The 24778-nt window shown below is 60.6% G+C and carries 19 protein-coding genes and 1 tRNA gene; 10 read left to right on the plus strand and 10 right to left on the minus strand.

What is annotated here, in order from left to right; genetic code table 11:
- From QVP03_RS07990 to sufB, 8 genes are all read right to left on the minus strand, one after another.
- A partial coding sequence (locus QVP03_RS07990) for an efflux RND transporter permease subunit (RefSeq protein ID WP_288210705.1) occupies nucleotides 1–2544 on the minus strand: 2544 nt, incomplete at its 3' end.
- A 7-nt stretch (nucleotides 2545–2551) separates the two neighbouring features.
- The gene (locus QVP03_RS07995) at nucleotides 2552–3580 is read right to left on the minus strand and encodes an efflux RND transporter periplasmic adaptor subunit (RefSeq protein WP_256166315.1); all 1029 of its coding nucleotides are present in this window, start codon (nucleotides 3578–3580) and stop codon (nucleotides 2552–2554) included.
- A gap of 60 nt (nucleotides 3581–3640) precedes the next feature.
- Nucleotides 3641–4747: a BT_3928 family protein gene (locus QVP03_RS08000; RefSeq protein WP_022332984.1), complete on the minus strand. Its 1107-nt coding sequence runs from the start codon at nucleotides 4745–4747 to the stop codon at nucleotides 3641–3643.
- Complete coding sequence (locus tag QVP03_RS08005; RefSeq protein ID WP_022332985.1) at nucleotides 4725–5429, minus strand: dTMP kinase; 705 nt, start codon at nucleotides 5427–5429, stop codon at nucleotides 4725–4727. Before QVP03_RS08005 ends, QVP03_RS08000 begins: the two co-directional genes overlap by 23 nt.
- Nucleotides 5430–5482: 53 nt before the next feature.
- Nucleotides 5483–6703 carry an aminotransferase class V-fold PLP-dependent enzyme gene (locus QVP03_RS08010; protein ID WP_022332986.1) on the minus strand — a complete coding sequence of 407 codons (1221 nt, stop codon included), beginning with the start codon at nucleotides 6701–6703 and terminating at the stop codon, nucleotides 5483–5485.
- Nucleotides 6704–6705: 2 nt separating this feature from the next.
- On the minus strand, nucleotides 6706–7527 hold the full coding sequence (locus tag QVP03_RS08015; protein WP_022332987.1) for a SufD family Fe-S cluster assembly protein: 822 nt from the start codon (nucleotides 7525–7527) through the stop codon (nucleotides 6706–6708).
- On the minus strand, nucleotides 7524–8276 hold the full coding sequence (gene sufC, locus QVP03_RS08020) for a Fe-S cluster assembly ATPase SufC (RefSeq protein WP_022332988.1): 753 nt from the start codon (nucleotides 8274–8276) through the stop codon (nucleotides 7524–7526). Before sufC ends, QVP03_RS08015 begins: the two co-directional genes overlap by 4 nt.
- Before the next feature lie 22 nt (nucleotides 8277–8298).
- On the minus strand, nucleotides 8299–9744 hold the full coding sequence (gene sufB / locus QVP03_RS08025) for a Fe-S cluster assembly protein SufB (protein ID WP_022332989.1): 1446 nt from the start codon (nucleotides 9742–9744) through the stop codon (nucleotides 8299–8301).
- Between the two features lie 309 nt (nucleotides 9745–10053).
- On the opposite strand from sufB, the gene QVP03_RS08030 reads away from it, so the two are divergent.
- The 9 genes from QVP03_RS08030 (at nucleotide 10054) to QVP03_RS08070 (ending at nucleotide 22519) form a co-directional block, all read left to right on the plus strand.
- Nucleotides 10054–10141: transfer RNA gene (locus QVP03_RS08030), tRNA-Ser, on the plus strand.
- Between the two features lie 182 nt (nucleotides 10142–10323).
- Complete coding sequence (locus QVP03_RS08035; RefSeq protein WP_022332990.1) at nucleotides 10324–10560, plus strand: hypothetical protein; 237 nt, start codon at nucleotides 10324–10326, stop codon at nucleotides 10558–10560.
- A gap of 204 nt (nucleotides 10561–10764) precedes the next feature.
- Nucleotides 10765–11175, plus strand: coding sequence for a hypothetical protein (locus tag QVP03_RS08040; protein WP_022332991.1), 411 nt, complete (start codon nucleotides 10765–10767; stop codon nucleotides 11173–11175).
- Complete coding sequence (locus QVP03_RS08045; RefSeq protein ID WP_022332992.1) at nucleotides 11172–12488, plus strand: DUF3440 domain-containing protein; 1317 nt, start codon at nucleotides 11172–11174, stop codon at nucleotides 12486–12488. Before QVP03_RS08040 ends, QVP03_RS08045 begins: the two co-directional genes overlap by 4 nt.
- Complete coding sequence (locus tag QVP03_RS08050; protein WP_022332993.1) at nucleotides 12433–13005, plus strand: IbrB-like domain-containing protein; 573 nt, start codon at nucleotides 12433–12435, stop codon at nucleotides 13003–13005. Before QVP03_RS08045 ends, QVP03_RS08050 begins: the two co-directional genes overlap by 56 nt.
- A gap of 192 nt (nucleotides 13006–13197) precedes the next feature.
- A complete protein-coding gene (locus QVP03_RS08055; RefSeq protein ID WP_022332994.1) occupies nucleotides 13198–13869 on the plus strand; it encodes a MarC family protein in 672 nt (223 codons plus the stop codon).
- A 108-nt stretch (nucleotides 13870–13977) separates the two neighbouring features.
- Complete coding sequence (locus tag QVP03_RS08060) at nucleotides 13978–15237, plus strand: Nramp family divalent metal transporter (RefSeq protein WP_022332995.1); 1260 nt, start codon at nucleotides 13978–13980, stop codon at nucleotides 15235–15237.
- A gap of 270 nt (nucleotides 15238–15507) precedes the next feature.
- Nucleotides 15508–20226: a translocation/assembly module TamB domain-containing protein gene (locus tag QVP03_RS08065; RefSeq protein WP_022332996.1), complete on the plus strand. Its 4719-nt coding sequence runs from the start codon at nucleotides 15508–15510 to the stop codon at nucleotides 20224–20226.
- Nucleotides 20207–22519, plus strand: a complete 2313-nt coding sequence (locus QVP03_RS08070) for a translocation and assembly module lipoprotein TamL (protein WP_022332997.1) — start codon at nucleotides 20207–20209, stop codon at nucleotides 22517–22519. The genes QVP03_RS08065 and QVP03_RS08070 overlap by 20 nt, the downstream gene beginning before the upstream one ends.
- 117 nt (nucleotides 22520–22636) lie before the next feature.
- Here QVP03_RS08070 and QVP03_RS08075 read toward each other — a convergent pair whose 3' ends face one another.
- Together QVP03_RS08075 and tpx are read right to left on the minus strand one after the other, a co-directional pair.
- Complete coding sequence (locus QVP03_RS08075) at nucleotides 22637–22912, minus strand: putative quinol monooxygenase (RefSeq protein WP_022332998.1); 276 nt, start codon at nucleotides 22910–22912, stop codon at nucleotides 22637–22639.
- Between the two features lie 20 nt (nucleotides 22913–22932).
- A complete protein-coding gene (tpx, locus tag QVP03_RS08080; protein WP_022332999.1) occupies nucleotides 22933–23439 on the minus strand; it encodes a thiol peroxidase in 507 nt (168 codons plus the stop codon).
- Between the two features lie 270 nt (nucleotides 23440–23709).
- Between tpx and QVP03_RS08085 the strand changes: the two genes are divergently transcribed.
- Nucleotides 23710–24778: porin (locus tag QVP03_RS08085; protein WP_288210706.1), on the plus strand; the 1069-nt coding region annotated here is incomplete at its 3' end.

A 24778-nucleotide genomic window follows, 5' to 3' on the forward strand; every position in this document is an offset into this window, starting at 1 on the left:
CTGCTGACTCTCCTGCTCGCCGAAAACCTTCATCGAATACCCTTCGGGGAGCACCACGCCGCGCAGAACCGAATCCCGCAGCGTAGCGTAGAGCTGCATGGTGTTGACCCCGCGGCCGGGGTCGCACTGCGCCTTCATGACCCGCTGACGGTTGTAGCGTTTCACCACTCCGACGCGGTATTCGAAGCGGAAGCCGTCGGTCGCCTGCTCGATGGAGTAGACCTTGCCGGCGGGGGTGAAGATCGGCAGTGCCTGCAAATTGGTGAGGTTGTAGGTGTCGATATTCTCGTCCTTCAGAAGGATCGGCATGAACTGGTCGCCCTCGCGGTATTCGCCGAGGCGGTAACCCTGCGTGGCGATGGTGATGCCCTGCGCCATCTGGCTGCGGGTGACGCCGATACGCTGCCCCTTCATCTGCGAGTAGAGCGGCAGCCATGTCGGGACGCGGTTGCCCCAGCTGTTGCGGATGTTGACCGTGCCTGCCGTCCGCCACATGATCTCTTCGGCGGCCTGCGTCAGGCGGCGGAGCGTGTCGATATCGTCGCCGATAAACCCGAATTCGATCGCCGCATCGGGCACGGGCGAGAGTTTGAAAAGCGACGAGCGCAGCCACACGTCGGGGCACATCGCCCGGACATAGGCGTTGAAACGCGCCTCGACAGCTTCGGTCTGCCCTTTGTCGTGCAGTTCGACGAGGATGTTCCCGAAATTGGGGCGCAGCGAAACGCTGCTGCTGGCCAGGTAGTAGCGCGGCGGCGTGGAACCCATCGTCACCGAGACGGTCTTCACCTCGGGCTGCGCATGAAGCCACTCCTCCATCGTGCGCAGGTTGCGTTCCGTGTCCCGGATATTGTACCCCTCGGGCAGCAGCACGTCGGCACGGAAATAGGGCTTGTCGAGCGACGGGAAGAAATTCTGGGGCATAAGACCCATTACCGCCAATGCCGCTGCAAAAAGCGCCACGACGCCTGCCACGACGCCCCACCGCCATCGCAGCAGGGCAGCCAGCAGGCGGTCGAAAGCGCGGTAAAATTTCGTATCGTAGGGATCGTGCGCGGCAGGGTTCACGCGGAGCATGAAGTCGCCGAAAAGCGGCGTCTGCGTCAGGGCCAGCACCCAGCTCAGCAACAGCGACAAGGCCAGCACGACGAACAGCGGCTTGACGATCTCGGCCACGGACGACGGCGCCAGGTAGAGCGGCAGGAACGAGAAAATGGCGATCAGCGTCGCGCCGAGCAGGCTCCAGCGCGGGGCATTCGCCCCGTCGACGACCGCACGGCGCCGCGCGACACCCCGCAGCATGGCCTGCTGCGCGTTATCGGTCACCACGATGGCATTGTCCACGAGCATACCCATGGCGATGATGAACCCGGCGAGCGACGTACGGTTGAGCCCCTCGCCCAGGAACTGCATCAGCAGCAGCGTACCCCCGATGGAGAACAGCAGCGAGCTGCCGATCAGCACCCCGGCGCGGAAACCCATGACGAGCATGATGATCAGGATGACGATCGCGACCGACTCGGCGAGGTTCAGCACGAAGGTCGCATTGGCCTGCTGCGCGATGCGGTTCTCGGGATAAAGCACCGTAAGATCCATGCCGACGGGCATCTGGCGCATGAGGCCGTCAAGCACGCGGATGATCTTCTCCCCGGTTTTCACCACGTCGACCTGCGCCTCGGTCGAAATGCCGATGCCCACGGCACGGCGGCCGTCGACTCGCATGAGCGTCTGCGGCGGGTCGGCATAGCCCCGTTCGACGCGGGCGATGTCGCCCAGGCGGTATTGTTTGCCCGAGGCAGCGGTCAGCATCTGGTTTGAGATATCGTCGAGGCCCTTGTAGGTTCCGGCCTCGAGAATCTGTATCTGGAGCGCCCCGGCCTGTTTTTCACCGCTATTGACGATGGTGTTCTGCTGGCCGATGGTCGCCACGATCGTCTCGGGGCGGATAGCGAAGTTGGCAAGCGCTGCAAGGTTGACATAGACGTTCACGACGGGCGTCTGCTCGCCGAAAAGGCTCACCTTCTGCACGCCGTCGACCGTCACGAGCGCCGTCTTGATCCGCTGTGCCCAGTCGCGCAGCTCCGCCCAGGTGAAACCCCCGTCGACCGACAGGCCGTAATAGATACCGTAGACGTCGCCGAAATCGTCGGCCACGGTCACGGGCGAAGCCCCGGCAGGCAGCCGGGGCTGGATGTTGAGCACCTTGCGCCGCAGTTCATCCCACAACTGGGGTATCTCGGAAGCACGGGTCGCAGGGTCGAGTTCGACCAGAACCTTCGACAGTCCGTAATAGGATTCGGACGTGATTTTATGCACGAGGCGCATCGACTGCACCTCGCGCTCGATGGGTTCGGTCACGAGCTGTTCGACTTCGAGCGGCGTGGCGCCCGGGTAGGAGCAGACCAGCGACGCACTCTTGATGACGAATACCGAGTCCTCCTTCTTGCCCAGCGTAACGAAGCCCAGGGCTCCGCCCGCCAGCAGGACGAAAAGGAAAAACCAAACGACTTTTCTGTTCTTCAATGAATATTCGGGCAGGCTCATCGTCGTGTCAGTTTAAGATTCTCACCCGTTCGCCCTGCCGAAGCTGGTAAACCCCGGCCGTGACAACCCGCTCACCGGGTTCCACCCCGCTGTCGACCACGACCCGGTCACGGCCGTACAATTCGCCCAGGGTCACGGCCCGGCGCTCGACACGGTCGCCGCCGGTCACCACCCAGACGTAAGTGCCGCCTTCGGCCGGGGCATAAACGGCCGAGACAGGCAGGGATACCGCATCCGTAACGGGATCGGCGCTCTGCATCGTGACCATGCACGACATGCCGGGCGAAATCGAATAGCGCCCGGTATCGACATCCGTAAGGCGCAGCGACACGGGGAACCCCGAAGCATCGGACGATGTCTTGGCATAGTCCTTCAGCACGGCGGGGAACCTGACGCCCCGGTAGTTGTCGAACTCGACTTCGAAGCGGGTCGAAGGCAACGACAGGAGCGACAGGCCGCTTTCGGGCATGGTGAACTGCACCTTGGTCGTCACCGGGTTCACGACGCGGACGATGGACTGCCCGGCCTGCACGCGTTCGTAATTGTCGACGAACTTGCGTTCCACGACGCTGGCGAAAGGCGCACGGAGCTTGGTCTCCTTGAGCAGGCCGAGGGAGTTCTCATAGGCGGACTTGACTTGTGCGTAACGGGTCTGGGCGCTTTCGAACTCCTGGCGGGATACGGCTTCGTGCTCCAACAACCGCTGCATACGCTGCATCTGCGAACGGGCCTCCTCGAAAGCCGACCGGTCGGCCGAAACCTGTAATTCGATATCCCGGGGATCGAGTTCGGCCAGCAGCGCCCCCTTTTTGACGCTTTCGCCCTGCGCGACGGGGACATCGAGCACCTGCCCCGGAAGCTTGAAGGCGAGGTTCACGGCGTCATCGGGCGTCGCCAGCCCTGCGAAGTCCTTGTCGATGACCGCCGCACCGGCTGCCGTGGTGACTTTGACGGGACGCACGGTCTCGGGCACAGGCTGGCGCCGGGCGCAAGCGCCCAGGAGAAAGACTACGATTAAAACATGGAAAGTTCGCATAATAAGAAAGTTGACTCCGTTCCCGGGGTCAACTTTCATACCACATGCCGCAAAATGTCCCTACGGACGAATATCGCGACAATTCTTTTTAGCACGGATCACGCCGTCCTCCAGCACCACCATGCCGTTGTTGGCGCGCAGCATGGTCTTCATGGTCGAAGCGTCTATGTTATAGCACCGTACATCCCCCGAACCGAAATCGTGGTAAGTGACCCCGTACAACGGCTGCGGGGTAAGGCAGACGACGCGGGCACCCTCCTCCGCGGCCCGCCGCACGACCTTGGCGAACCGCTTGGCGCAACCGCGCGGCAGGCGGTCGAACGACGTAACGCAGAGCAGGTACACGCGCCCAGGAGCAGTCACGATCTCCTCGGTCGCATCCCCTTCGGCATCGCGCAGGGAGAATTCGCTCATGAGCGGGCGGATGGCGGGCATCTCGTCCGTAGTCCGGGTATCGACCCACTCCCATTTTTCGGCATCCTGCCAGGCCGTGTCGTCGAGCGAAAACTCGCGCAGCTTGCCCGTCTTGATGTTGCGGTAGACAAGTACGGTCTCCGTTTCGCCGGGCTCGACGACCGGGGCGTGCATCCCCTCCCAGATATTGACCCCGACCTTATAGGGCAGGAAGTCGATCAGCGGCAGGTGGCGGTAGCAATAGTATCCCAGATACATCGTGAGGAAGAAAAAGGTGACGGTAAGCACGATTTCCAGGGGGTTGAAGGCGAAGATCTTGTCGGGGCGGTAACGCCACCAGACCACCAGAGCCATCGGCAGCAGCGCCAGGTTCTTGTAGAAAGTCTCCCACGGCGTCAGCTTCAGCGCCTCGCCGAAACAACCGCAGTCCTCGACGGGGATCACCGTAGCGCTGAGCAGGGTGAGGGCGGTGAAAAAGAGCATGGAAAGCACGGCGAAGATCGAGATCAGGCGGATACGTACCTTGAAGAGGAGCATACAGCCCATCATCATCTCGGCACCGCACAACCAGATCGAAAAGGCCATGCTCGCCCCCTGGAGGGATTCCATCCCGTAGATGGAAAGATACTCGTTGACCTTCATGGCGGTGCCCCACGGATCGATGACCTTCGAGAAACCCGACACGATGAACGTGCAGGCAAGGATCAGCCGGCAGACGTTGGCCAGCAGTTTAAAGGCCCTGGACTTCCGCATCGGCTTCGAGTATTGGTGCCAGCTGGGCACATATTTTAGCAAAAATACCCTCCGGGGAATCCATCGCCCCCGAGGGGTCGCAGCAATCGACGACCCGCAGCGCGGGGTCTTTGGCCGCGGCTTCGAGGTAGACGCTGCGCACGGCCCGCTGCAGGGCGAGCGACGCCTCGTGGATGTCCTGTCCGCCCTGCAGGTACTCGCGGTCGTCGCCCTCGCGCAGCTCGGAGAGTTTGCGCTCGGTAAAGGTGAACGGCACGTCGAGGAACAGAGACACGTCGGGACGCGGCAGGCCGTTATGGCAGAATTCGAGGTATATGATCCATTCGGCCAACCGGTTGCGTTCTTCACCGGCGGGCAGCTTGGCGCACTGGAAACCCACGTTCGAATAGACATAGCGGTCGAGGATGACCGCCTTGCCCTGCGCGAGCCACTCCCTGATCCGGGGGGCGGCATCGGCACGGTCTCCCGCGAAGAGCAGCGCCACGAGGTAGGGGTCGACCTCACCCACGCCGCCGAACTCGCCGCGCAGGAAACGGGCTATCAGCTCGCCGTAGACGGGCGAATCGAAACGCGGGAAGTGCACATACTCGCTCTCGACGCCCCTGTCGGCAAAAAAACGGCGCAACATGCGGATTTGGGTCGATTTACCGGCCCCGTCCAATCCTTCGAGTACTATGAACATAGGTTAATTCCTGATTATTTAAGTTTTTATCCTTCAATAAGTCGCCCGGCCCGCTATCCGCGCAGCATCCGCACCGCGCGTTCCACGCCGTCGGCCAGCGCATCGGCCTCGGCCAGCGTATTGTAGAGCGCGAACGAAGCGCGGCACATCCCCGTCGTGGAGAAATGCGTCATGGTGGGTTCGGCACAGTGCTGCCCGGTACGGACGGCGATACCCAGCTTGTCGAGGATCATGCCCATGTCGTAGGGATGCACACCTTCGACGTTGAACGACACGATGGCACACTTGCCGGGCGTCGTACCGTAAATCCGCAGCCCGTCGACGGCCGAAAGCCGTTCGGTCGCACGGTGCAGCAGTGCCGCCTCGTGCGCTTCGACCTCGGCCGGGTCGAAACGCCCGACGAATTTCACGGCTTCGCCCAGGGCGATGGCCCCGGTGAAATTGGCCGTACCGGCTTCGAACTTGAGCGGCACGGGCGCATAGGTGGTCTTGGCGAAGGTCACGGTATCGACCATATCGCCCCCGCCGAGGAACGGCGGCATGGCTTCGAGCAGCGCACGTTTGCCATACAGCACGCCGATGCCCGTCGGGCCGAAGAGCTTATGCCCCGAGAAGGCATAGAAGTCGCAATCCAAAGCCTGCACGTCGATACCGCCGTGCACGACACCCTGGCATCCGTCCACCACGGCGATCGCCCCCACGGCATGTGCCGCGTCGATGACGGGCCGCAGGTCGGGACGCGTTCCGAGCGTATTCGAAGCCTGCGTAACGGCGACGATGCGGGTCTTGTCATCCAGCAGCGACGGCAGCAGTTCGGTGCACAGGCGCCCCTCGTCGTCGAAGGGCAGGACGCGGATTTCCGCCCCCTTGCGTTCGGCGAGCATCTGCCAGGGCACGATATTGGAGTGGTGCTCCATCTCGCTGACAAGGATATTGTCGCCCGCACGGACGAACTTTTCACCCCAGGCATAGGCCACCGTATTGAGCGAAGCCGTAGCGCCGGCCGTAAAGACGACCTCTTCCTTTTCGGCCGCGCCGATAAAGGCGCCAATACGCTCGCGTGCCGCCTCGTAAAGCGTCGTGGCCTCCTCCGAAAGGTAGTGCACCCCGCGATGTATATTGGCGTTGAGTCCGCGCTGCAGGTAATCGACCATCTCGATCACGGCCAGCGGTTTCTGCGCCGTGGCGCCGCTGTCGAGGTAAACCAGCGGCTTGCCGTAGACCTCGCGCCCCAGGATCGGGAACTCCCCGCGTATTTTTTCAACGTCGAACATCGTTATGATTTTTCCAGTTTGGCAACCACCGCCTCCATCGCCGCCTCGCACAACGGTTCGATGCCGCAGCGGCGTACGACATCGCCCACGAAGCCCTCGATCTGCAACCCCCGCGCCTGGGCTTCGCTCAGGCCGCGCTGCCGCATATAGAGGATCGCCTCCGAATCCATCTGCCCCACCGTCGCGCCGTGCGAGCATTTCACGTCATCGGCATAGATCTCCAGCTGGGGCTGGGTCGTGATACGCGCCGTCTCGCTGAGCAGAATGTTGCGGTTCTGCTGCTGCGCATCGGTACGCTGGGCGTCGGGCGCCACATAGACCAGTCCGCAAAACTCCCCTACGGCCGTACCGCCCGCGACACCTTTTATATAAGAGTTGCTGCGGCAGTCAGGCACGTTGTGGTTCGTCCGCAGCCTGACGACGCAATGCTCCTGCCCGGCGGCGAGGAACGCCCCGCCCAACAGGCTTTCGGCACCCGGCCCGTCGAGATCGACCGTATAGGAGGCATTGGCGCTCGAAAGCTGCACCGCCGTGATATGGCAAAGGCTGCGGGCCGCCTGCTTCACGGTCACCTCCGCAAAGGCTTCGGAAACGAACAACTCGGTCAATACGAGGCGTGCGTCCTCCTCCAGCACGATCTCCAGGGCCGATACCTCGGGCGAAGTATGGAGCACGGCCAGCCGCAGCGAAGCCCCCGCCGCGACCTCGACACGCATACGCCGGGGATCGACCGCAGCGAAAGGCTCGCTTTCCGTCCCGGCAACCCGGAACACTTCGCCCTCCGCCGTACGGAACCCGCGGATTATATCGTAAAGCGCCGTCATTCCCTGTAATCGTTAATCAACCAGTCGTAACCCTCCTTTTCGAGTTTGAGGGCCAGCGTCTTGTCGCCCGTATGGATAATGCGCCCCTTGTAGAGCACATGCACCACATCGGGCACGATGTAATCCAGCAGGCGTTGGTAGTGCGTGATGACCACCGTGGCATTCTGGGGCGTATGGAGTTTCGTAACACCCGTGGCGACGATGCGAAGGGCGTCGATGTCGAGTCCCGAGTCGGTCTCGTCGAGGATCGCCAGTTTCGGGTCGAGCATCGCCATCTGGAAAATCTCGTTCTTCTTCTTCTCACCGCCCGAGAAGCCTTCGTTCACGGCACGCGACGTGAGCTTCGCATCGAGCTCCACGACAGCGCTCTTCTCGCGCATCAGGCGCAGGAACTCGGCGGCCGTCAGCGGCTCCTCGCCGCGGAACTTGCGCTGTTCGTTCACGGCCAGCTTCATGAAATTGGCCATCGTGACGCCCGGGATCTCGACCGGGTACTGGAAGCCGAGGAACAGGCCCAGGCGCGCCCGGTCTTCGATCGGCATGTTCAGCAGATCCTGCCCCAGGAACGTCGCCGAACCTTCGGTGACGGTGAACTTTTCATTGCCCGCGAGCACCGCCGCGAGCGTCGACTTGCCCGAACCGTTGGGGCCCATGATGGCATGCACCTCGCCGGCTCCGACCTCGAGGTCGATGCCCCGCAGGATCTCCTTGCCGTCGACGGACGCATGCAGATTTTTTACGCTTAACATATCTTTCCTTTTTTATATCCGGTTATCCGACCGAACCCTCGAGGCTTATCGAAAGCAGTTTCTGCGCCTCGACGGCAAATTCCATCGGCAGTTTGGCCAGCACCTCGCGGGCGTAGCCGTTGACGATCAGTCCCACGGCATCCTCGGTCGAAAGCCCGCGCTGATTGCAGTAGAAAAGCTGGTCGTCGGAAATTTTCGACGTGGTGGCTTCGTGTTCGACCACGGCCGTGCGGTTGCGGCTGTCGATCACCGGGAAGGTGTGCGCGCCGCACTTGTCGCCGATCAGCAGCGAGTCGCACTGCGAATAGTTGCGGGCGTTCTCCGCCCCCTTGGCCATGCGCACCAGCCCGCGGTAGGAGTTCTCGCTCCGCCCCGCCGAGATACCTTTCGAGACAATGCGGCTGCGAGTGTTGCGGCCAATGTGGATCATCTTCGTACCCGTATCGGCCTGCTGGAAGTTGTTGGTCATGGCCACCGAGTAAAACTCGCCGACCGAATTGTCGCCCGCGAGGATGCAGCTCGGGTATTTCCAGGTGATGGCCGAGCCGGTCTCCACCTGCGTCCACGACAGGCGGGCGTTTTCGCGGCAGATGCCGCGCTTGGTCACGAAATTATAGATGCCGCCCCGCCCCTGCTTGTCGCCGGGATACCAGTTCTGCACCGTGGAGTATTTGACCTCGGCGTCCTTCTCGACAATGATCTCGACCACGGCGGCATGCAGCTGGTTCTCGTCGCGGCGCGGGGCCGTACAGCCTTCGAGGTAGCTCACGTAAGCCCCTTCGTCGGCCACGATCAGCGTACGTTCGAACTGTCCCGTCCCAGCCGCATTGATACGGAAATAGGTCGACAGTTCCATCGGACAGCGGACACCCCTGGGGATGTAGCAGAACGAACCGTCGGAGAAGACCGCAGCATTGAGTGCCGCATAGAAATTGTCGGTATAGGGGACGACGCTGCCCAGGTATTTCTTCACCAGGTCGGGGAAATCGCGCAGCGCCTCGGAGATCGAACAGAAGACGATGCCCTTTTCGGCCAGCACCTCCTTGAAAGTCGTCTTGACCGACACCGAGTCCATCACGGCGTCGACCGCCACGCCCGCCAGCGCCATCTGCTCTTCGAGGGGGATGCCCAGTTTGTCGAACGTGCGTTTGAGCTCGGGGTCGACCTCATCCATCGAATTGAGTTTTTTCTGCGGCTTGGGGGCGGCGTAATAGATGATGTCCTGAAAATCTATTTCGGGAATCGTCAGGTGCGCCCACGTCGGGGGTTCCAACGTCAACCAGTGGCGGTAAGCCGCCACGCGCCGCTCGGTCATCCACGCGGGCTCGCCTTTCTTGGCGGAGATCAGACGTACCACCTCCTCGTTCAGACCCTTACCGATGGTTTCGGTCTCGATGTCCGTGGTGAAGCCGTACTTGTATTCCTGCTCTCCTATATTCTCCAGTATGTCTTTATCTTTCTCTGCCATTATGAGCGAAATATCACACAAAGGTACAAAATCTAAATGCAATTTCATAATACGGCAAAGCAAATCCGACACCAGAGCAGGCAAAACGGCAAAAAAGAGATGTGAATTTTCGACGCCCGTGCAACGGATGCCGCCGCCGACAGGCCGTATCGGCGGGACGCAGCCTTCGGCCACGGGGGCTCCATGCCGCGGGGCCTCCCCCGGCAGAATGCAGGGCGAAAACTTTTCTCCGGTTTTTATTTGGTAATTCCCCTTTTTTGATTTACTTTTGTCCCGCTTAACGATAGCAATATTTAGTTTTAGCTGCCCGGAGAGTTGGGTGAGTGGCTGAAACCACCAGTTTGCTAAACTGACGTACGGGATTACTGTACCGGGGGTTCGAATCCCCCACTCTCCGCAAAAACGAGCGAAACCCCTGCAAATATCAATTTGCAGGGGTTTCCATTTCCGGGGTGCCGTCCAACGGAAAAAAAGGAAAAAACCTCGGACAAACCCCGATATGCCGGGCTTGGATGCCTTCAGCAACGCCCTTCCCCATCGCGGTACGACCTTTGCAGCACACTTTCCAAAAAAGAACCGATGAAAAACACCGACCAACACCATCCGTCCTGCCGGCAAGAGGCAGCGCAGGCCGACGTAAGACAATCGCAAGGCATGCAGGAAATCCCCGTCACCCAGATCACCCCGGACGACATACTCGCCGACGGCGGCCCCATCACCCCTGCCACCGAAGACGGAACGCCTACGCAGCGGCAAATAGAGCAGGACGTGGTGAGCGTCAATCCCTCGGCTGACAGCATGGAAAGCCGGGGTTGAATTTCCCGTCCGGGTTTTCCCCGTCGTTCTTACAGGTTTCCGGCGGTGCTTTCCGGACGGAAACCGGATTGAAACATCTATCCCCGAGGCCGAAAAATTTGAGAAAACGGGCGTAATTTGTTATATTTGTGATGACAACCCATATATTCGGAACATTCAGTCGCAAATATACAACATTCAGTCCGCAAATGCGGCATCGGGGATATGACAATCGAAAAACTGGACGGAACTTCGCCTCGCCTCTACACACTCGTCGCGCCTCTGGTCATGCGGCGCAGCGTATTGCGCCAGAACAACAACTATCCGTTCTGGACTTCGCGTTCGCATACGTGGTTCGTCGCCTGGGAAGGTGAAAATGTTTACGGATTCGTGCCGGTGGAGATTACCGACGGCGGGATCGCAAGGATCAACAACTACTATGTCTCGGGCGACAACCCGCAACTGCTCGCGCGGTTCCTGCGGGAGGTCGTCCAGTATTACGGCCGCGACTATACGATACGTTCCGTCACGCTGATCCGCCATGCGGAGATATTCCGCACCGAGGGATTCGCCGCAATCCGGGAATGGAAGCAATACGTCGCGATGCAGTACGACAATAAACGGCCGCAGCCATGAATGTCTACGAGCGGACACAGCAACGGCTGAAAACCGTCTTCGAGCTCTTCGACGACATCTATGTCTCCTTCTCCGGCGGCAAGGACAGCGGCGTGCTGCTCAACCTGTGCATCGACTACATACGGCGGCACCATCTCAAACGCCGCATCGGAGTATTCCACATGGACTACGAGATACAGTACCGCGACACGGTCGACTATGTCGACCGGACGCTGGCCGCAAACCCCGACATACTCGACGTCTACCGGGTCTGCGTGCCGTTCAAGGTACAAACCTGCACATCGATGTTCCGGCATTACTGGCGCCCGTGGGAAGAGTCCAAGCGGGAGCTGTGGGTGCGTGAGATGCCTGCGGGCTGCCTCACGCACCGCGACTTCCCGTTCTTCAGGGACGACATGTGGGACTACGAATTCCAGAATTGCTTTGCCGAGTGGCTCCACGCCCGCAACCGGGCGGCACGCACGTGCTGCCTGATCGGCATCCGCACGCAGGAAAGTTTCAACCGCTGGCGCACCATATACAGCGACCGCAACCACCACCGGTTCGCCGGCAAACGGTGGATACGCCAATGGGTCGGCGGCGGAATCTGCAACGCCTACCCGCTCTACGACTGGCTCACGACCGACATCTGGACGGCGAACGGCCGGTTCGGCTGGCCCTACAACCACCTTTACGACCTCTTCTACATGGCCGGCGTGCCGCTGGAGAGCCAACGCGTAGCCAGCCCTTTCATCTCGCAGGCGATTTCGAGCCTGCATCTCTACAAGGCCATCGACCCGGACACGTGGGGCCGCATGATCGGCCGGGTCAACGGCGCCAACTTCGCGGCGCTGTACGGCCGGACGGCTGCCACCGGCTGGCAATCGGTCAAGCTGCCGAAAGGGATGACCTGGGAAGGTTACATGCATTTCCTGCTCTCGACGCTTCCGGAGCGGACACGGAATAACTACCTCGAAAAGCTCTCCGTAAGCATCCGTTTCTGGCGCGAAAAAGGCGGGTGCCTCCCCGACGAAACCATCGCAAAGCTGCAAAGGGCGGGAATCCGGATTGAAATCGGCGGCAAGAGCCCCTACCGGACGGACAAACGTCCGGTGCGTATGGAATACCTCGACGACATAGACCTTCCGGAATTCAGCCGGCTGCCGACGTTCAAGCGGATCTGCATTTGCATCCTGAAGAACGACCATGCCTGCAAATACATGGGATTCTCGCCGAACAAAAGCGAGACGCAGCGCCGAAATAAAATCATGGAAAAATATGAATCGTTACTGCAACCCTCCGACAAAAGCAACGTACCGGAGCCCTGTCTATGACGTCAGAGCCGTGCCGGTGGAGAAAGTCGTGGCGAACAGCTACAACCCCAACGTCGTAGCCCCGCCCGAAATGAAACTGCTGGAGCTGTCGATCTGGGAGGACGGCTACACGATGCCGTGCGTTTGTTATTACGATGCCGAAAAGGATCTCTACGAACTGGTGGACGGTTACCACCGCTACCTGGTGCTCAAGCGGTCGAAACGCATCTACGAACGGGAGAGGGGCCTGCTGCCCGTGGCGGTGATCGAAAAGGACATCTCGAACCGCATGGCCTCGACCATCCGCCACAACCGGGCGCGCGGCACACACAACGTAGAGCTGATGAGCGAAATCGTCGCCGAGCTGACGCGGGCACAGATGTCCGACCAGTGGATCATGCGCCACATCGGCATGGATCGCGACGAACTGCTGCGCCTGAAACAGATCACGGGGCTCGCCGAACTCTTCGCAGACAAGGAGTTCAGCCCCGGCGATACCGAGGACGAGGCCGTGGAGCCCGCCAGGATCATGCGCTGAGCACCGCGTCACGACGTGTTCGGGACGGATGCGGAGAACCGGCACGGGATACAGTCCCTAACGATCACCCCGGGGAAAACGACGTCGCACGGCCCGTTGATTTGTACCCCGGGCATATTATGCGGACAAGCCGGAGGTTTGGAATAGTTATTGATAATTTTCGCACCACAATACGAAATTCCGAACCCCAAGATGTTAAAGGAAGGATTTCTTTTCACGTTCATATCCGCCTTCATGGCGCTGTTTCCGGTGGCGAACCCCGTCGGTGCGGGCTTCCTGGTCAACGGGCTTCTGTCGGGGCTGGACGATGAAGACCGCAAGTCGATCATCCGGAGGATCATCACCGACTATCTGCTCGTCGGGCTGGGCAGCCTGGCCGTCGGGCATTTCGTGCTGACGCTCTTCGGGCTCTCGCTGCCGGTAATCCAGCTGGGCGGCGGGCTGCTGATCTGCCGCACCGCCCTGCAATGGCTCAGCGACTCGGACTCCTCGGTGGGGCACGCGCAGGGCAAGGATGTCAACCCGCTCCACAAAATAGCCCTCGAATCGCAGGTCTTCTACCCGATCACCTTCCCGATCAGCATCGGCCCGGGCAGCGTCTCGGTCATCCTGACGCTGATGGCCTCGGTGAGCATGAAGGACGGCTGGGCCAAAGGGCTGCTCTCCTATGCGATCATCGCGCTGGTAATCGTGCTGATGTGCCTGATCCTCTACCTGTTCCTGTCGCAGGGCGAGCGCATCATACGGAAAATCGGCACCAGCGGCAGCATCGTCATCAACAAGATGGTCGCCTTCTTCACCTTCTGCGTCGGCGTGCAGATCGTCGTGACGGGCATCGCCAAATTATTCCACTTGCACCTATAACCGAAAACCGAGCCGGCAATTGACGCGCCCGCACGAAGTTGTCCGGCAGGCAACCCGTAAAAACGATTTATTTTTCTTATTTTGCGGGCCGAAATAAACTATGTAACTATGTCATTCTGGTCTCGACTCTTCGGCCCGGATCACAAGCCCCGGATGGGCGGGTTGGAGATTTTCAAATACATCGGCCCGGGACTGCTCGTCACCGTGGGGTTCATCGACCCCGGCAACTGGGCTTCAAACCTGGCCGCAGGCGCACAATACGGATACACGCTGCTATGGATGGTGACGCTCTCGACCGTGATGCTGATCGTATTGCAGCACAACGTCGCACACCTGGGCATCGCCACGGGCCTCTGCCTGTCGGAAGCGGCATCTGCATACCTCAAACCCGCATGGTCGCGCCCGTTGCTGGGTTCGGCCGTGCTGGCGTCGATCTCCACCTCGCTGGCCGAAATCCTGGGCGGGGCGATCGCATTGCAAATGCTGTTCGGCGTACCGGTGCGCATCGGCGCGCTGCTGGTGCTCGTGTTCGTGGTCGTCATGCTCTTCACCAACAGCTACCGGCTGATCGAAAAATGGATCATTGCCTTCGTCTCGATCATCGGGCTGTCGTTCATCTACGAACTGTCGCTGGTAACGATCGACTGGCCGCAAGCCGCCCGGGCATGGGTGACGCCCTCGTTCCCCGAAGGTTCGATGGTCATCATCATGAGCGTATTGGGCGCAGTGGTAATGCCCCACAACCTGTTCCTACATTCGGAGGTGATCCAGAGCCGCCAGTGGAACCTGAGCGACGACGCGGTCATCCGCAGGCAACTGCGCTACGAGTACGCAGACACGATCTTCTCGATGCTGGTGGGCTGGGCGATCAACAGCGCGATGATCCTGCTGGCCGCAGCGACCTTCTTCGTGACAAAAACACCTGTGGAGGAGTTGCAGCAGGCCGATTCGCTCCTGCAACCGCTCCTGGGGCGAAGCGCGACGCATATCTTTGCCGTCGCCCTGCTCTTCGCGGGGATCTCCTCGACGATCACCTCGGGGATGGCCGCGGGCTCGATCTTCGCCGGGATATTCAAAGAGCCCTACGACATCAGGGACAACCACTCCCGGACGGGCGTGATGGTTTCGCTGGTCGTCGCATTCCTGATCATCCTGCTGATCGGCGACCCGTTCAAAGGACTTATCTACTCCCAGATGATACTCAGCATCCAGCTGCCCTTCACGGTCTTCCTGCAGGTACACCTGACCTCTTCGGAGCGTGTGATGGGCAAATACCGGAACTCGCGGTTCACCAAATACCTGCTCTACGGGATCGGGGCCGTAGTGACCGTCCTGAATGTAATGCTGCTCGTCAGTTTCTTCCGGTAGGCGCGGCACGGCGTCCGGCGGGGATATGCGATATATGTCCCCCGGCAACGGCTGTGTCAGCCGCTTAGGCACCGCCCGGGCAGCTGGGTGAAATCAAAAAAGACGATTGAGACCTCGAATAAGCCCGTTTATCGGGGGAATTGCCGTTGTGCAATCATCGGATTTTTAGTAACTTGCCACGATTTTACGGGCTGCCCGTAAAACCAAGAGCGCTTTCACGCACCAACACATTGTATTATACGGCGTTACAATACACGACACTATATTTTAATGCTGAAAAAGATCATCAAATATACGCTACGCGCGCTGCTCGTCGTCCTCGTTGTCCTGATACTGGTTCCCGCCCTGCTCTACATACCGGCCGTACAGGATTTCGTTCGGAAGCGCGCGGTCGGCTATGCCTCGCGGGCGCTCGGGATGGATTTGTCCGTCGAACGTCTCCGGCTCTCCTTTCCGCTCCGGTTGTCGGTGGACAACACGCTGCTGGTCGACAAGGCCGATACGCTCCTCAGCTGCGGCAGGCTCTCGCTGGATGTCGCCCTGTGGCCCCTGGTTCGGAAAGAGGTCGTCATCCGGAGCTTCGGGCTGGAGCGGGTCGCCGCCCGCTACAAGGATTCGCTGGCGGGCATGGACATGCGCCTTTCGGCGGGTCTGTTGTCCCTGGATGCGGCCAAGGCCGACCTCTCGGCAAATACGGCAGGCATCGCCAGCCTCGTCCTGTCGGATGCCGATGTCCGGCTGGACATAACGCAAGCGGCTCCGAAAGAGGAAGCGGACAGCACGGCCGCACTGCCGTGGACGATCGGCATCGGGAAACTCTCGGTGGGAAACCTGGCTTTCGGGATGCGGACGGCACCTGCCGTATCGGAACTCTCCGTCCGCCTGGCCGAAGGCACGGTGGATGAATGCCGGGTACGGCTCGACAGCCAGCAGGTATCCGTGAAAAGCGTACTGCTGAACCGGGGCGGCTACTCCTACCTGACAGGGCCGGCAGTGCCCGGAAAAGAGAAACAGGAGGCAGCTCCCGTCCCCGGCGGCAGCACGCCGTCGCTCCCCTGGACGGTTCGGGTCGGCAGCGTCGTGCTGGACGACAACCGGGCGGAATACGGGCTGCTGAACCATCGTCCCGCAGCGGGATTCGACCCGTCGTTCATCGCCCTCTCGACGCTCGACCTGGCGGTCGATTCGATCTACAACCGGGGTGCGGACATAGCCCTGCAAATCCGCCGCATGGCGTTCACCGAGCGCAGCGGGCTCACGGTGAGCGACATGACCGGGGACATCGGCATGGACGCCTCGGGCATATCCCTTGCCGGCGTCACCCTGAAAACGCCCTTTTCCCGGATCGAGGCCAACATCTCCGCCGGGGAGGGGATTCTGGCACTGGCTCCGGATTCGCCGCTCAAGGCAGCGCTCACGGCCGACGTGAACACCAAAGACCTAAAATACCTCTATCCGGCGCTGATACCGCCCATGCTCGACGGACGCATCGTCAGCCTGGCACTCACCGCAGCGGGGACGCTGGGCGACATCGGAAAAGCCGGGCTGGACATCTCCTCGCCCGGACACGTCGCATTCACGGCGGACGGGGCGGCGAGAAACGTGCTCGACCCCGACCGCATGGAGGCTTCCGCACGGTTCGAAGGCGATTTCAGGGATATGGCGTTCCTCGAAGCGCTGTTGCCCGACTCCGCCCTGCGGCGGCGCATAGCGATCCCCGACCGCATCCGGCTCCGCGGAACGGCCGGCGCAGACAAAGGGGCGTTCTCGGCCGCTTCGACGCTCTCGACCGACGGCGGGGAGATAGCCCTGCAAGGCCAGCTGGATACCCGCAGCGAGGCCTACGAAATCGAATTACGGTGCGACAGCTTTCCGTTGAACAGGTTTCTGCCGGCCGATTCGCTGGGCCTTTTAGACCTGGCGCTGCAAGCCGGGGGCAGCGGATTCGATCCGCTCCGGGCGCAGACCCGGGGGAACATCCGCCTGCAGGTTGACCGGGCGGAGTTCCGCGGCAGGGATTTCGGAGGCGTGGAGCTGAACGCAAACCTCGAAGGAGGACAGCTTTCCGGCCGCCTGTCCGACCGGGACGAGGCACTGCGGCTGTTGCTGCTGGTCTCGGGCACGCTGACCGAACGGAAACAGGAAGTCAGGCTCACGGGCAACGTCTTCGATTTCGACCTGGCAGAGCTGGGAATCTCCCCGCAGAAAATCGGCGGGTCGTTCGCGCTGGAGGCCGGGGCGTCCGCCTCGGACGCCGGCAGCTATACGGCCCGGATAGCCCTGGACAGCATCGAGGTCAGAACCCGGCACCGCACAGACCGCATCCGTCCGACGAGCCTGTCGTTGAGCTCCGACACGACGGCGACGCGGGCCAAACTGGCATCCGGCGACCTGTCGCTGGCATTCGTCTCCCCCGGGCCCGTGGACTCGCTGGTTCCGGCCCTGACGCGGAGCGCCGACATACTCGCACGGCAGATACGGGCACAAAGCGTCGACATGGAGACCCTGAAACCCGCATTGCCCGATTTCAGCCTGAGTGTCACGGCCGGACGCGAAAATATCCTGAATAATTTTCTGAAAACAAAAAAAATGTCGTTCGGCGCGCTGGACATCGAAGGCGTGAATTGCGACTCCCTGCCGGTATCCCTCCGGATAAAGGCGGAGAGGCTGACCTGGGGAGGCGTCGTCCTCGACACGCTGACGGCAGGCATCGCGCAGGACGGCCGCCGGCTGGATTATTTCCTCCGCACGGCGAACGTCCCTGGGAACCTGGACAACGTAGCCCTCGCAGGGCTGTACGGCCATGTGGCCGGAAATAGGGGCCAGGTAAACCTCTGCCAGAAAAACCGGGCGGGACGCGAGGGGTTCCGTTTCGGGCTGGACGTTGAATGGAACGACAGCCTGGTCAGGGCGGGTGTAACGCCGCCCGACCCGGTATTCGGGTACGAACCCTGGACGGTAAACCCCGGCAATTACCTCGTTTACAGGTATGGCAAAAGCATCGACGCCGACCTCGACATGAGGCACGGCGACCAGCGGTTCGCAATCCAAACGGTTTCCGGAGAGGGGGCGTCCGACGACATCCGGCTGGACATCGCGGGCCTGAACATCGGTTCCGCACTGGGGCTGCTGCCCTCCGCCCCGCCCGTCGACGGCGTATTGGGTACGGAAATGACGCTGGGCATGACGCCCGACAGCCTGACCCTGCGCGGCGACCTGTCCATCGCGGAACTGTCGTACGACAAACGGCGCTTCGGCAACGTCGACTTCGGACTCTATTACAAGCAGGATCAGGGACATGTGGCCGATGCGCGGCTGACGCTCGACGGCGCCGAGGTACTGACCGTCCGGGGAGATTACCGCGCAGAGCGCGAAAGCCCGCTCGACCTCACGGCGACGATCCCCGGATTCCCGTTGCAGCAGGCCAACGTGTTCCTGCCCGACGACCTCATCCGCCTCTCCGGCCGGTTGCAGGCGAAAATCCACGCAGGAGGCACCGCTAACCGGCCGAGGCTGGACGGGGGCGTGCACTTCGCACAGACCGAAATCCGCGTACCGATGATCGGCACGTCGTTCCGGTTGTCGTCCGACACGATCCGCATCGACGACAGCCGCGTCATATTCGACGACTACACGCTCCTCGCCCCGAACAGCAAGCCGCTGACGATCGTCGGCGAGGTCGACCTGGCCGATTTCAGCCGCATGACGGCCGATATCGCGCTCCGGGCGTCGGATTTCCAGGTAGTCGACGTAGCCCGGAAGGATGGTACGGCCGTCTACGGAAAGGCCTACCTCGACCTGGACGCGACGGCCAAAGGCCCCCTGGACGAACTCGTCGTCCGCGGCAACGTAGCCCTGCTGGGCGGCACGGACATCAACTACGTCATGCAGGACTCCCCGATGGACGTGAAGGAACGTCCGCAAAACATCGTGACGTTCGTCTCGTTCCGGGAACTGGATTCCCAGGGACAGGAAGAAACATCGCAGGCAATACGCATCGGAGGCATGGACGTGCTGGTGAATGTCGATATCAACAACGACGTACAGGCGGCCGTAGACCTTTCGGCGGACGGCAACAACCGGATCGACCTGAAGGGAGGCGGCAACCTGACCTATACCATGAACCCGCTGGGCGACGTCCGCCTGTCGGGGAAATACGTGCTCTCGGGCGGAAGCGTACGCTACAATCCGCCCATCATCTCCCAAAAAATCTTCAAGATCACGCCGGACAGCTATGTCGAATGGATAGGGAACATCGCCGACCCGGCTTTCAACATCACGGCCGTGGAGACCGTACGTGCCAACGTCTCCTCGGACGGGCAGGACAACCGTGCGGTGAATTTCGACATCTCCATCAACATCCGCAATTCGCTCGACAACCTGGAGGTCAGCTTCGGACTTTCTGCCCCCGAAGACCTCACCATGCAGAACCAGTTGAATTCGCTCACGGCCGAGCAACGCGCCAACCAGGCTATGAACCTGCTGATATACAACACCTACACGGGCCCCGGAACCACGGCGAAGGTCAGCTCTGAGAACCCGCTCAACTCGTTTATCCAGAAGGAGCTGAACCAGTGGGCGCAGAACAACCTGAAGGGCGTAGACCTGAGCTTCGGCATCAACTCCTACGGCGAGGACGACCCCAACGGCCAGCGCACCGACTACTCCTACCGGTTGTCCAAAAACCTGTTCAGCAACCGCGTGCGCGCCGTCATCGGAGGCAAGTTCAGCACGGACGCCGACCCGTCGCAGAACCTCAAGGAGAACCTGATCGACGACATTTCGCTGGAATACATGCTGACCAAGCGCGACAACATGTACCTGAAAGTATTCCGCCACACCGGGTATGAAAGCATCCTCGAAGGCGAAATCACCGAAACGGGCGTGGGCTTCGTGATCCGGAAAAAACTGCTGAGGCTGGGCGACCTGTTCAAGTCGACGAAACCCAAAGCGAAAAAACAGAAACGAGATGAGGCCGGCACACATTAGAAATACCTGCATCCTGGTTTGCGCCGTGCTGTCGGTAGCGGCCTGCTCCACCACCCGCCGGCTGGGGTCGGACGAGGTGTTGTATACGGGCGTGAAGAAAATCCGGATCGAACCCGACTCGGGCGTCGTGCTCTCCGCCGCAGCCGAATCGGCCGTGAAGGAACCGCTGTCGGTCGCCCCGAACAACCCGCTTTACAGCCCCTATATCCGCACCCCGCTGCCGATCGGGCTGTGGGCCTACAACTACCTCTACACGCCCAGGCAAAAGGGATTCAAATACTGGTTATTCAAACGGCTGGCCAAACAGCCCGTGCTGATCTCGAAGGTACAGCCCCGGCTCCGGACGAAGGTCGCGGAACAGGTGCTCGAAAATTACGGCTATTTCGGCTCGCACGCCGCAGACTCCCTGCTCTACCGCAAACACGGGCGGAAGGCAAAGGTGTACTATACGCTCGGCATAGCGCCGCCCTGGCACTATTCGAAGATCGCCTACCCGGAGGTGGACAGCGGCATGGAGCATCTCATGGACAGCCTCCGGGCCACGTCCCTGCTCCGCGTGGGGGCGCAGTACAACATGGACAGCCTCACGCTCGAACGCAAACGAATCTCCCAGCTGCTGCGCAACAGGGGATATTACTATTTCCGTCCCGAATACCTGGAATACCTGGCCGATACGACCTCCGGTCTGCGGCAGGTCGACCTGCGCCTGAACCTCAAGCCCAACCTGCCGGAGGTGGCGCTCAAGCCCTACCGGGTGGGCGGCATCACGGTGCGGCTGACAAACATCAAACCCGGCCCGACGGACACGCTCCGCCTGCCCAATGCGACGGTCATCGCCCAGCGGCCGATGAAAATCCGCCCCAGGATCCTGTCCGGGGCCCTCACACTCCGAAGCGGGCAACTCTTCACGGTAGATGCCCAAAACCGCACGCAGACCGACCTCAACAAGCTGGGCATTTTCCGTTCCGTCAACCTGAGCGTCACGCCGCTCGACTCGCTGCGGGGCTCCGACACGCTGGACGTCGCCATCGACGCGCAGTTCGACTATCCGCTGGAAGCCGCCCTGGAAACGGACGTAACCTCGAAGTCGAACAGCTTCATCGGCCCCGGCATCACCTTCAAGGTCAGCAACAACAACCTGTTCCGGGGCGGCGAAGTCCTCGCCCTGAAACTGAACGGCTCGTACGAATGGCAGACGGGCAACAAAAACTCCGGCGGCCGTTCCTCACGGCTCAACTCCTATGAACTGGGACTGAATGCGAACCTCAGCATTCCGCGGCTGTTGCTGCCGTCGTTCATCACGCGCAGGCTGAAATACCCCGGGAGCACGACGTTCCAACTCGGGGTCGACCTGATGAACCGCCCCAGCTTCTTCCGGCTGATCGCGTTCAGCGGCTCGGCAGGATACAATTTCCAGACCTCGCCTTACAGCCGCCATTCGCTGACCGTATTCAAACTCACCTACAACAAGCTGCTGCACACGACCGAAGCCTTCGACAAGACGATGGACGAGAACCCGGCCATCGCCATGAGTTTCCGCAACCAGTTCGTACCGTCGATCAACTATACCTATACGTTCGACAAGACCTACGGCAGCACCGGCAACCGCCGCTTCTACTGGCAGAACAGCGTCACCTCGGCCGGGAACCTCCTCTCGGGCATCCTGAGCCTGTTCGGCGAAAAACAGCCCCAGCATCTGTTCGGAAACCGCTTTTCGCAGTTTGTCAAGGAGGTGAGCGAAGTGAAGTTCTACCACCGCATCGGGCGCCGGAACAACTGGCTGGCGACGCGGCTGCTCGTCGGCGTGGGATATGCCTACGGGAATTCCGAGGTGATGCCGTACAGCGAACAGTTCTACATCGGGGGCGCCAACAGCATCCGCGCCTTCACGATCCGGTCGCTCGGGCCGGGCAGCTACCGTCCCCCGGCCAACGACCGCAACGGCTATCTCGACCAGACGGGCGATTTCAAGCTGGAGGCCAACGTCGAATACCGCTTCGGCATCATGGGACGCCTGAACGGCGCCGTTTTCCTCGACGCCGGGAATATCTGGCTGCTGAAAAAAGACCCCAAACGCCCCGGTGCGGAACTGAAATGGAAAGGGCTGCTCAATGAAATCGCGCTGGGCACCGGATTCGGGTTGCGTTACGACATCAGCTACCTGGTCATCCGTGCCGACCTCGGAATCGGCATCCACACCCCCTACCCCAATCCCGACAAGACGGGGTATTACAACATCTCCAGTTTCAAGGACGGGCTCGGGTTCCACCTGGCGATCGGCTATCCGTTCTAAAGTGCGGGCAGGTCATCCTTACGAATACGAACAGGCCGGCTGGTATTACCAGCCGGCCTGTTCCATATCTGTCTTTCCTTCTAAGGCGAACGGATTTCCCGCCGCATGGACACCGAATCAGAAGACGAACTTTTCGAGTTTCATCTCGCCGAGCTGGTGCAGGCGCGGTACGAGGGTCGTGAAATGCGACGCCTGCTCGTGCGCGGCCAGCGCCTTGGCGTCGCTCCACGTCTCGCAGATCATCAGCACGTCATTGCGCGTAGTGCTTTCGAACAGGTCATAGGCCACGCAGCCTTCGTCCTTGAGCGAAGCCGCCACCAGTTCCCTGGCCGTATTTACCACTTCCTCGCGGTTGGAATCCGTCGTACGGATAAAAACATTCAATCGTATCATTTCGTTCTATTTAATTAAGTTTAAAAGGCTTTCACGGCCTCGACGGCCGCATCGTAATCGGGTTCCTCGGTAATTTCGGGCACGAGCTGGGTGTAGACCACCTTCCCCGCCTTGTCGATCACCACCACGGCACGGGCGAGCAACCCAGCCAGCGGGCCGTCGGCCATCAGCACGCCATAGGCGCCGGCAAAACCCGCAGCACGGAAATCCGACGCGGGAACGACGTTGGCGATACCCTCGGTCGTACAGAACCGGGACTGCGCGAAAGGCAGGTCTTTCGACACGGCCACGACGACCGTGTCGGGCAGCGAAGATGCCAGCTTATTGAATTTTCGCACCGAAGTCGCACAGACGCCCGTATCGAGGCTGGGAAATATGTTCAGCACGACGCGCTTGCCTTTCAGGTCACTGAGTTTCAGCGGGGAGAGATCCCCCTTTACCAATTCGAAATCGGGAGCCTGGGCGCCGGCCCGGATGAATTCGCCGTCGATATGCACGGGCGTGCCCTTGAATTTTGTCGTTGTCATCGTCTTTTTATTTTTCTGTCGTTTCATAAAACGTAAAACCGGCAGGTTTATTGTCCGGCAGGCGACATGCCGCCAACGGAAACCGTGCACGGATGCCGCACCACAAATTTAGTTCCTTTTCGGGAAGATTCCAACGGCTATTTCATATTCTTTTCAGGTTTACCGCCCAACTTTGCAGCGACTTAACCGGGTAAGAGCATATTTTTTGTATTTTTGCCCGAACCCGGCCGAAACGAAACAAAACGAAACAAACAGACAGACAAGACCGACATGAAAAAGACACTCCTTCTGCTCATGCTGACGTGCAGCTGCGCAATCGCTACAGCACAGGAACGCTCGCCACTGAGGCAAACCGAATTCATCTCCGCCGATTCGCTCGAAGACGAACACGAACTGTTGGAGCGCGTACGCAACATGCCCAACCTCGAAGTCGGCAAGGGCATCACGTTCCGTCCCAAAAGCAACTGGTTCTCACTGACGATGCGCTTCCGGATGCAGAACATGGTGGGACTCTCGTTCGACAAGGATTTCACGCTCACGAAAACCGATGCGCAGGTCAAGCGCCTGCGCCTGCGCTTCGACGGGTACATCTATTCCCCGAAACTGGTCTATTCGGTTCAGCTGGGATTCACCTCCTACGACACGGAACCGCTGCCCAACGGCAATATGAACATTGTGCGCGACGCAATCGTCTACTACGTCCCCAGCCCCAAGTGGAACATCGGGTTCGGGCAGACCAAGATCAAGGCCAACCGGGCGCGCATTAACTCTTCGAGCGCCCTGCAATTTGTCGACCGCAGCATCGTCAACAGCGAGTTCAACCTCGACCGCGATTTCGGGTTCTTCGGCGAATACAACATGCGCGGGGGCGAGGGCTTCAACCTCTCGGCCAAAGGTTCGGTGACGCTGGGCGAAGGCCGCAACTGGGGCAGTTCGTCCAACGGCGGGCTTGCCTACACGGGACGGCTGGAGCTCTACCCGCTGGGGCGGTTCAAGTCGAAAGGCGACGTGATGGAGGGAGATTTCGAAGGCGAGGAGCAGGTCAAGATACTCGTGGCCGGAGCCTACTCCTACAACCACAAGGCATCGCGCCTGAAAGGCCAGCGCGGCGCCGTCATGCCGGACGACGCGACCCGCAACATCGGCTCCTATTTTGCGGATTTCATCCTCAAGTACCGGGGATTCGCATTCTATACCGATTTCATGGGACGCAGCTGCGACCGACCGCTGTTCGACCCCCAGAGCAATGCCTTCGTATACAGCGGGCAGGGGCTCAACATACAGACCAGCTACCTGTTCGACAAGAAATGGGAGGTCGCCCTGCGTAATTCGACGCTCT

Origin of the sequence: Alistipes sp. CAG:29 (assembly GCF_000435435.1) — a bacterium.
Taxonomy (GTDB): domain Bacteria; phylum Bacteroidota; class Bacteroidia; order Bacteroidales; family Rikenellaceae; genus Alistipes; species Alistipes onderdonkii.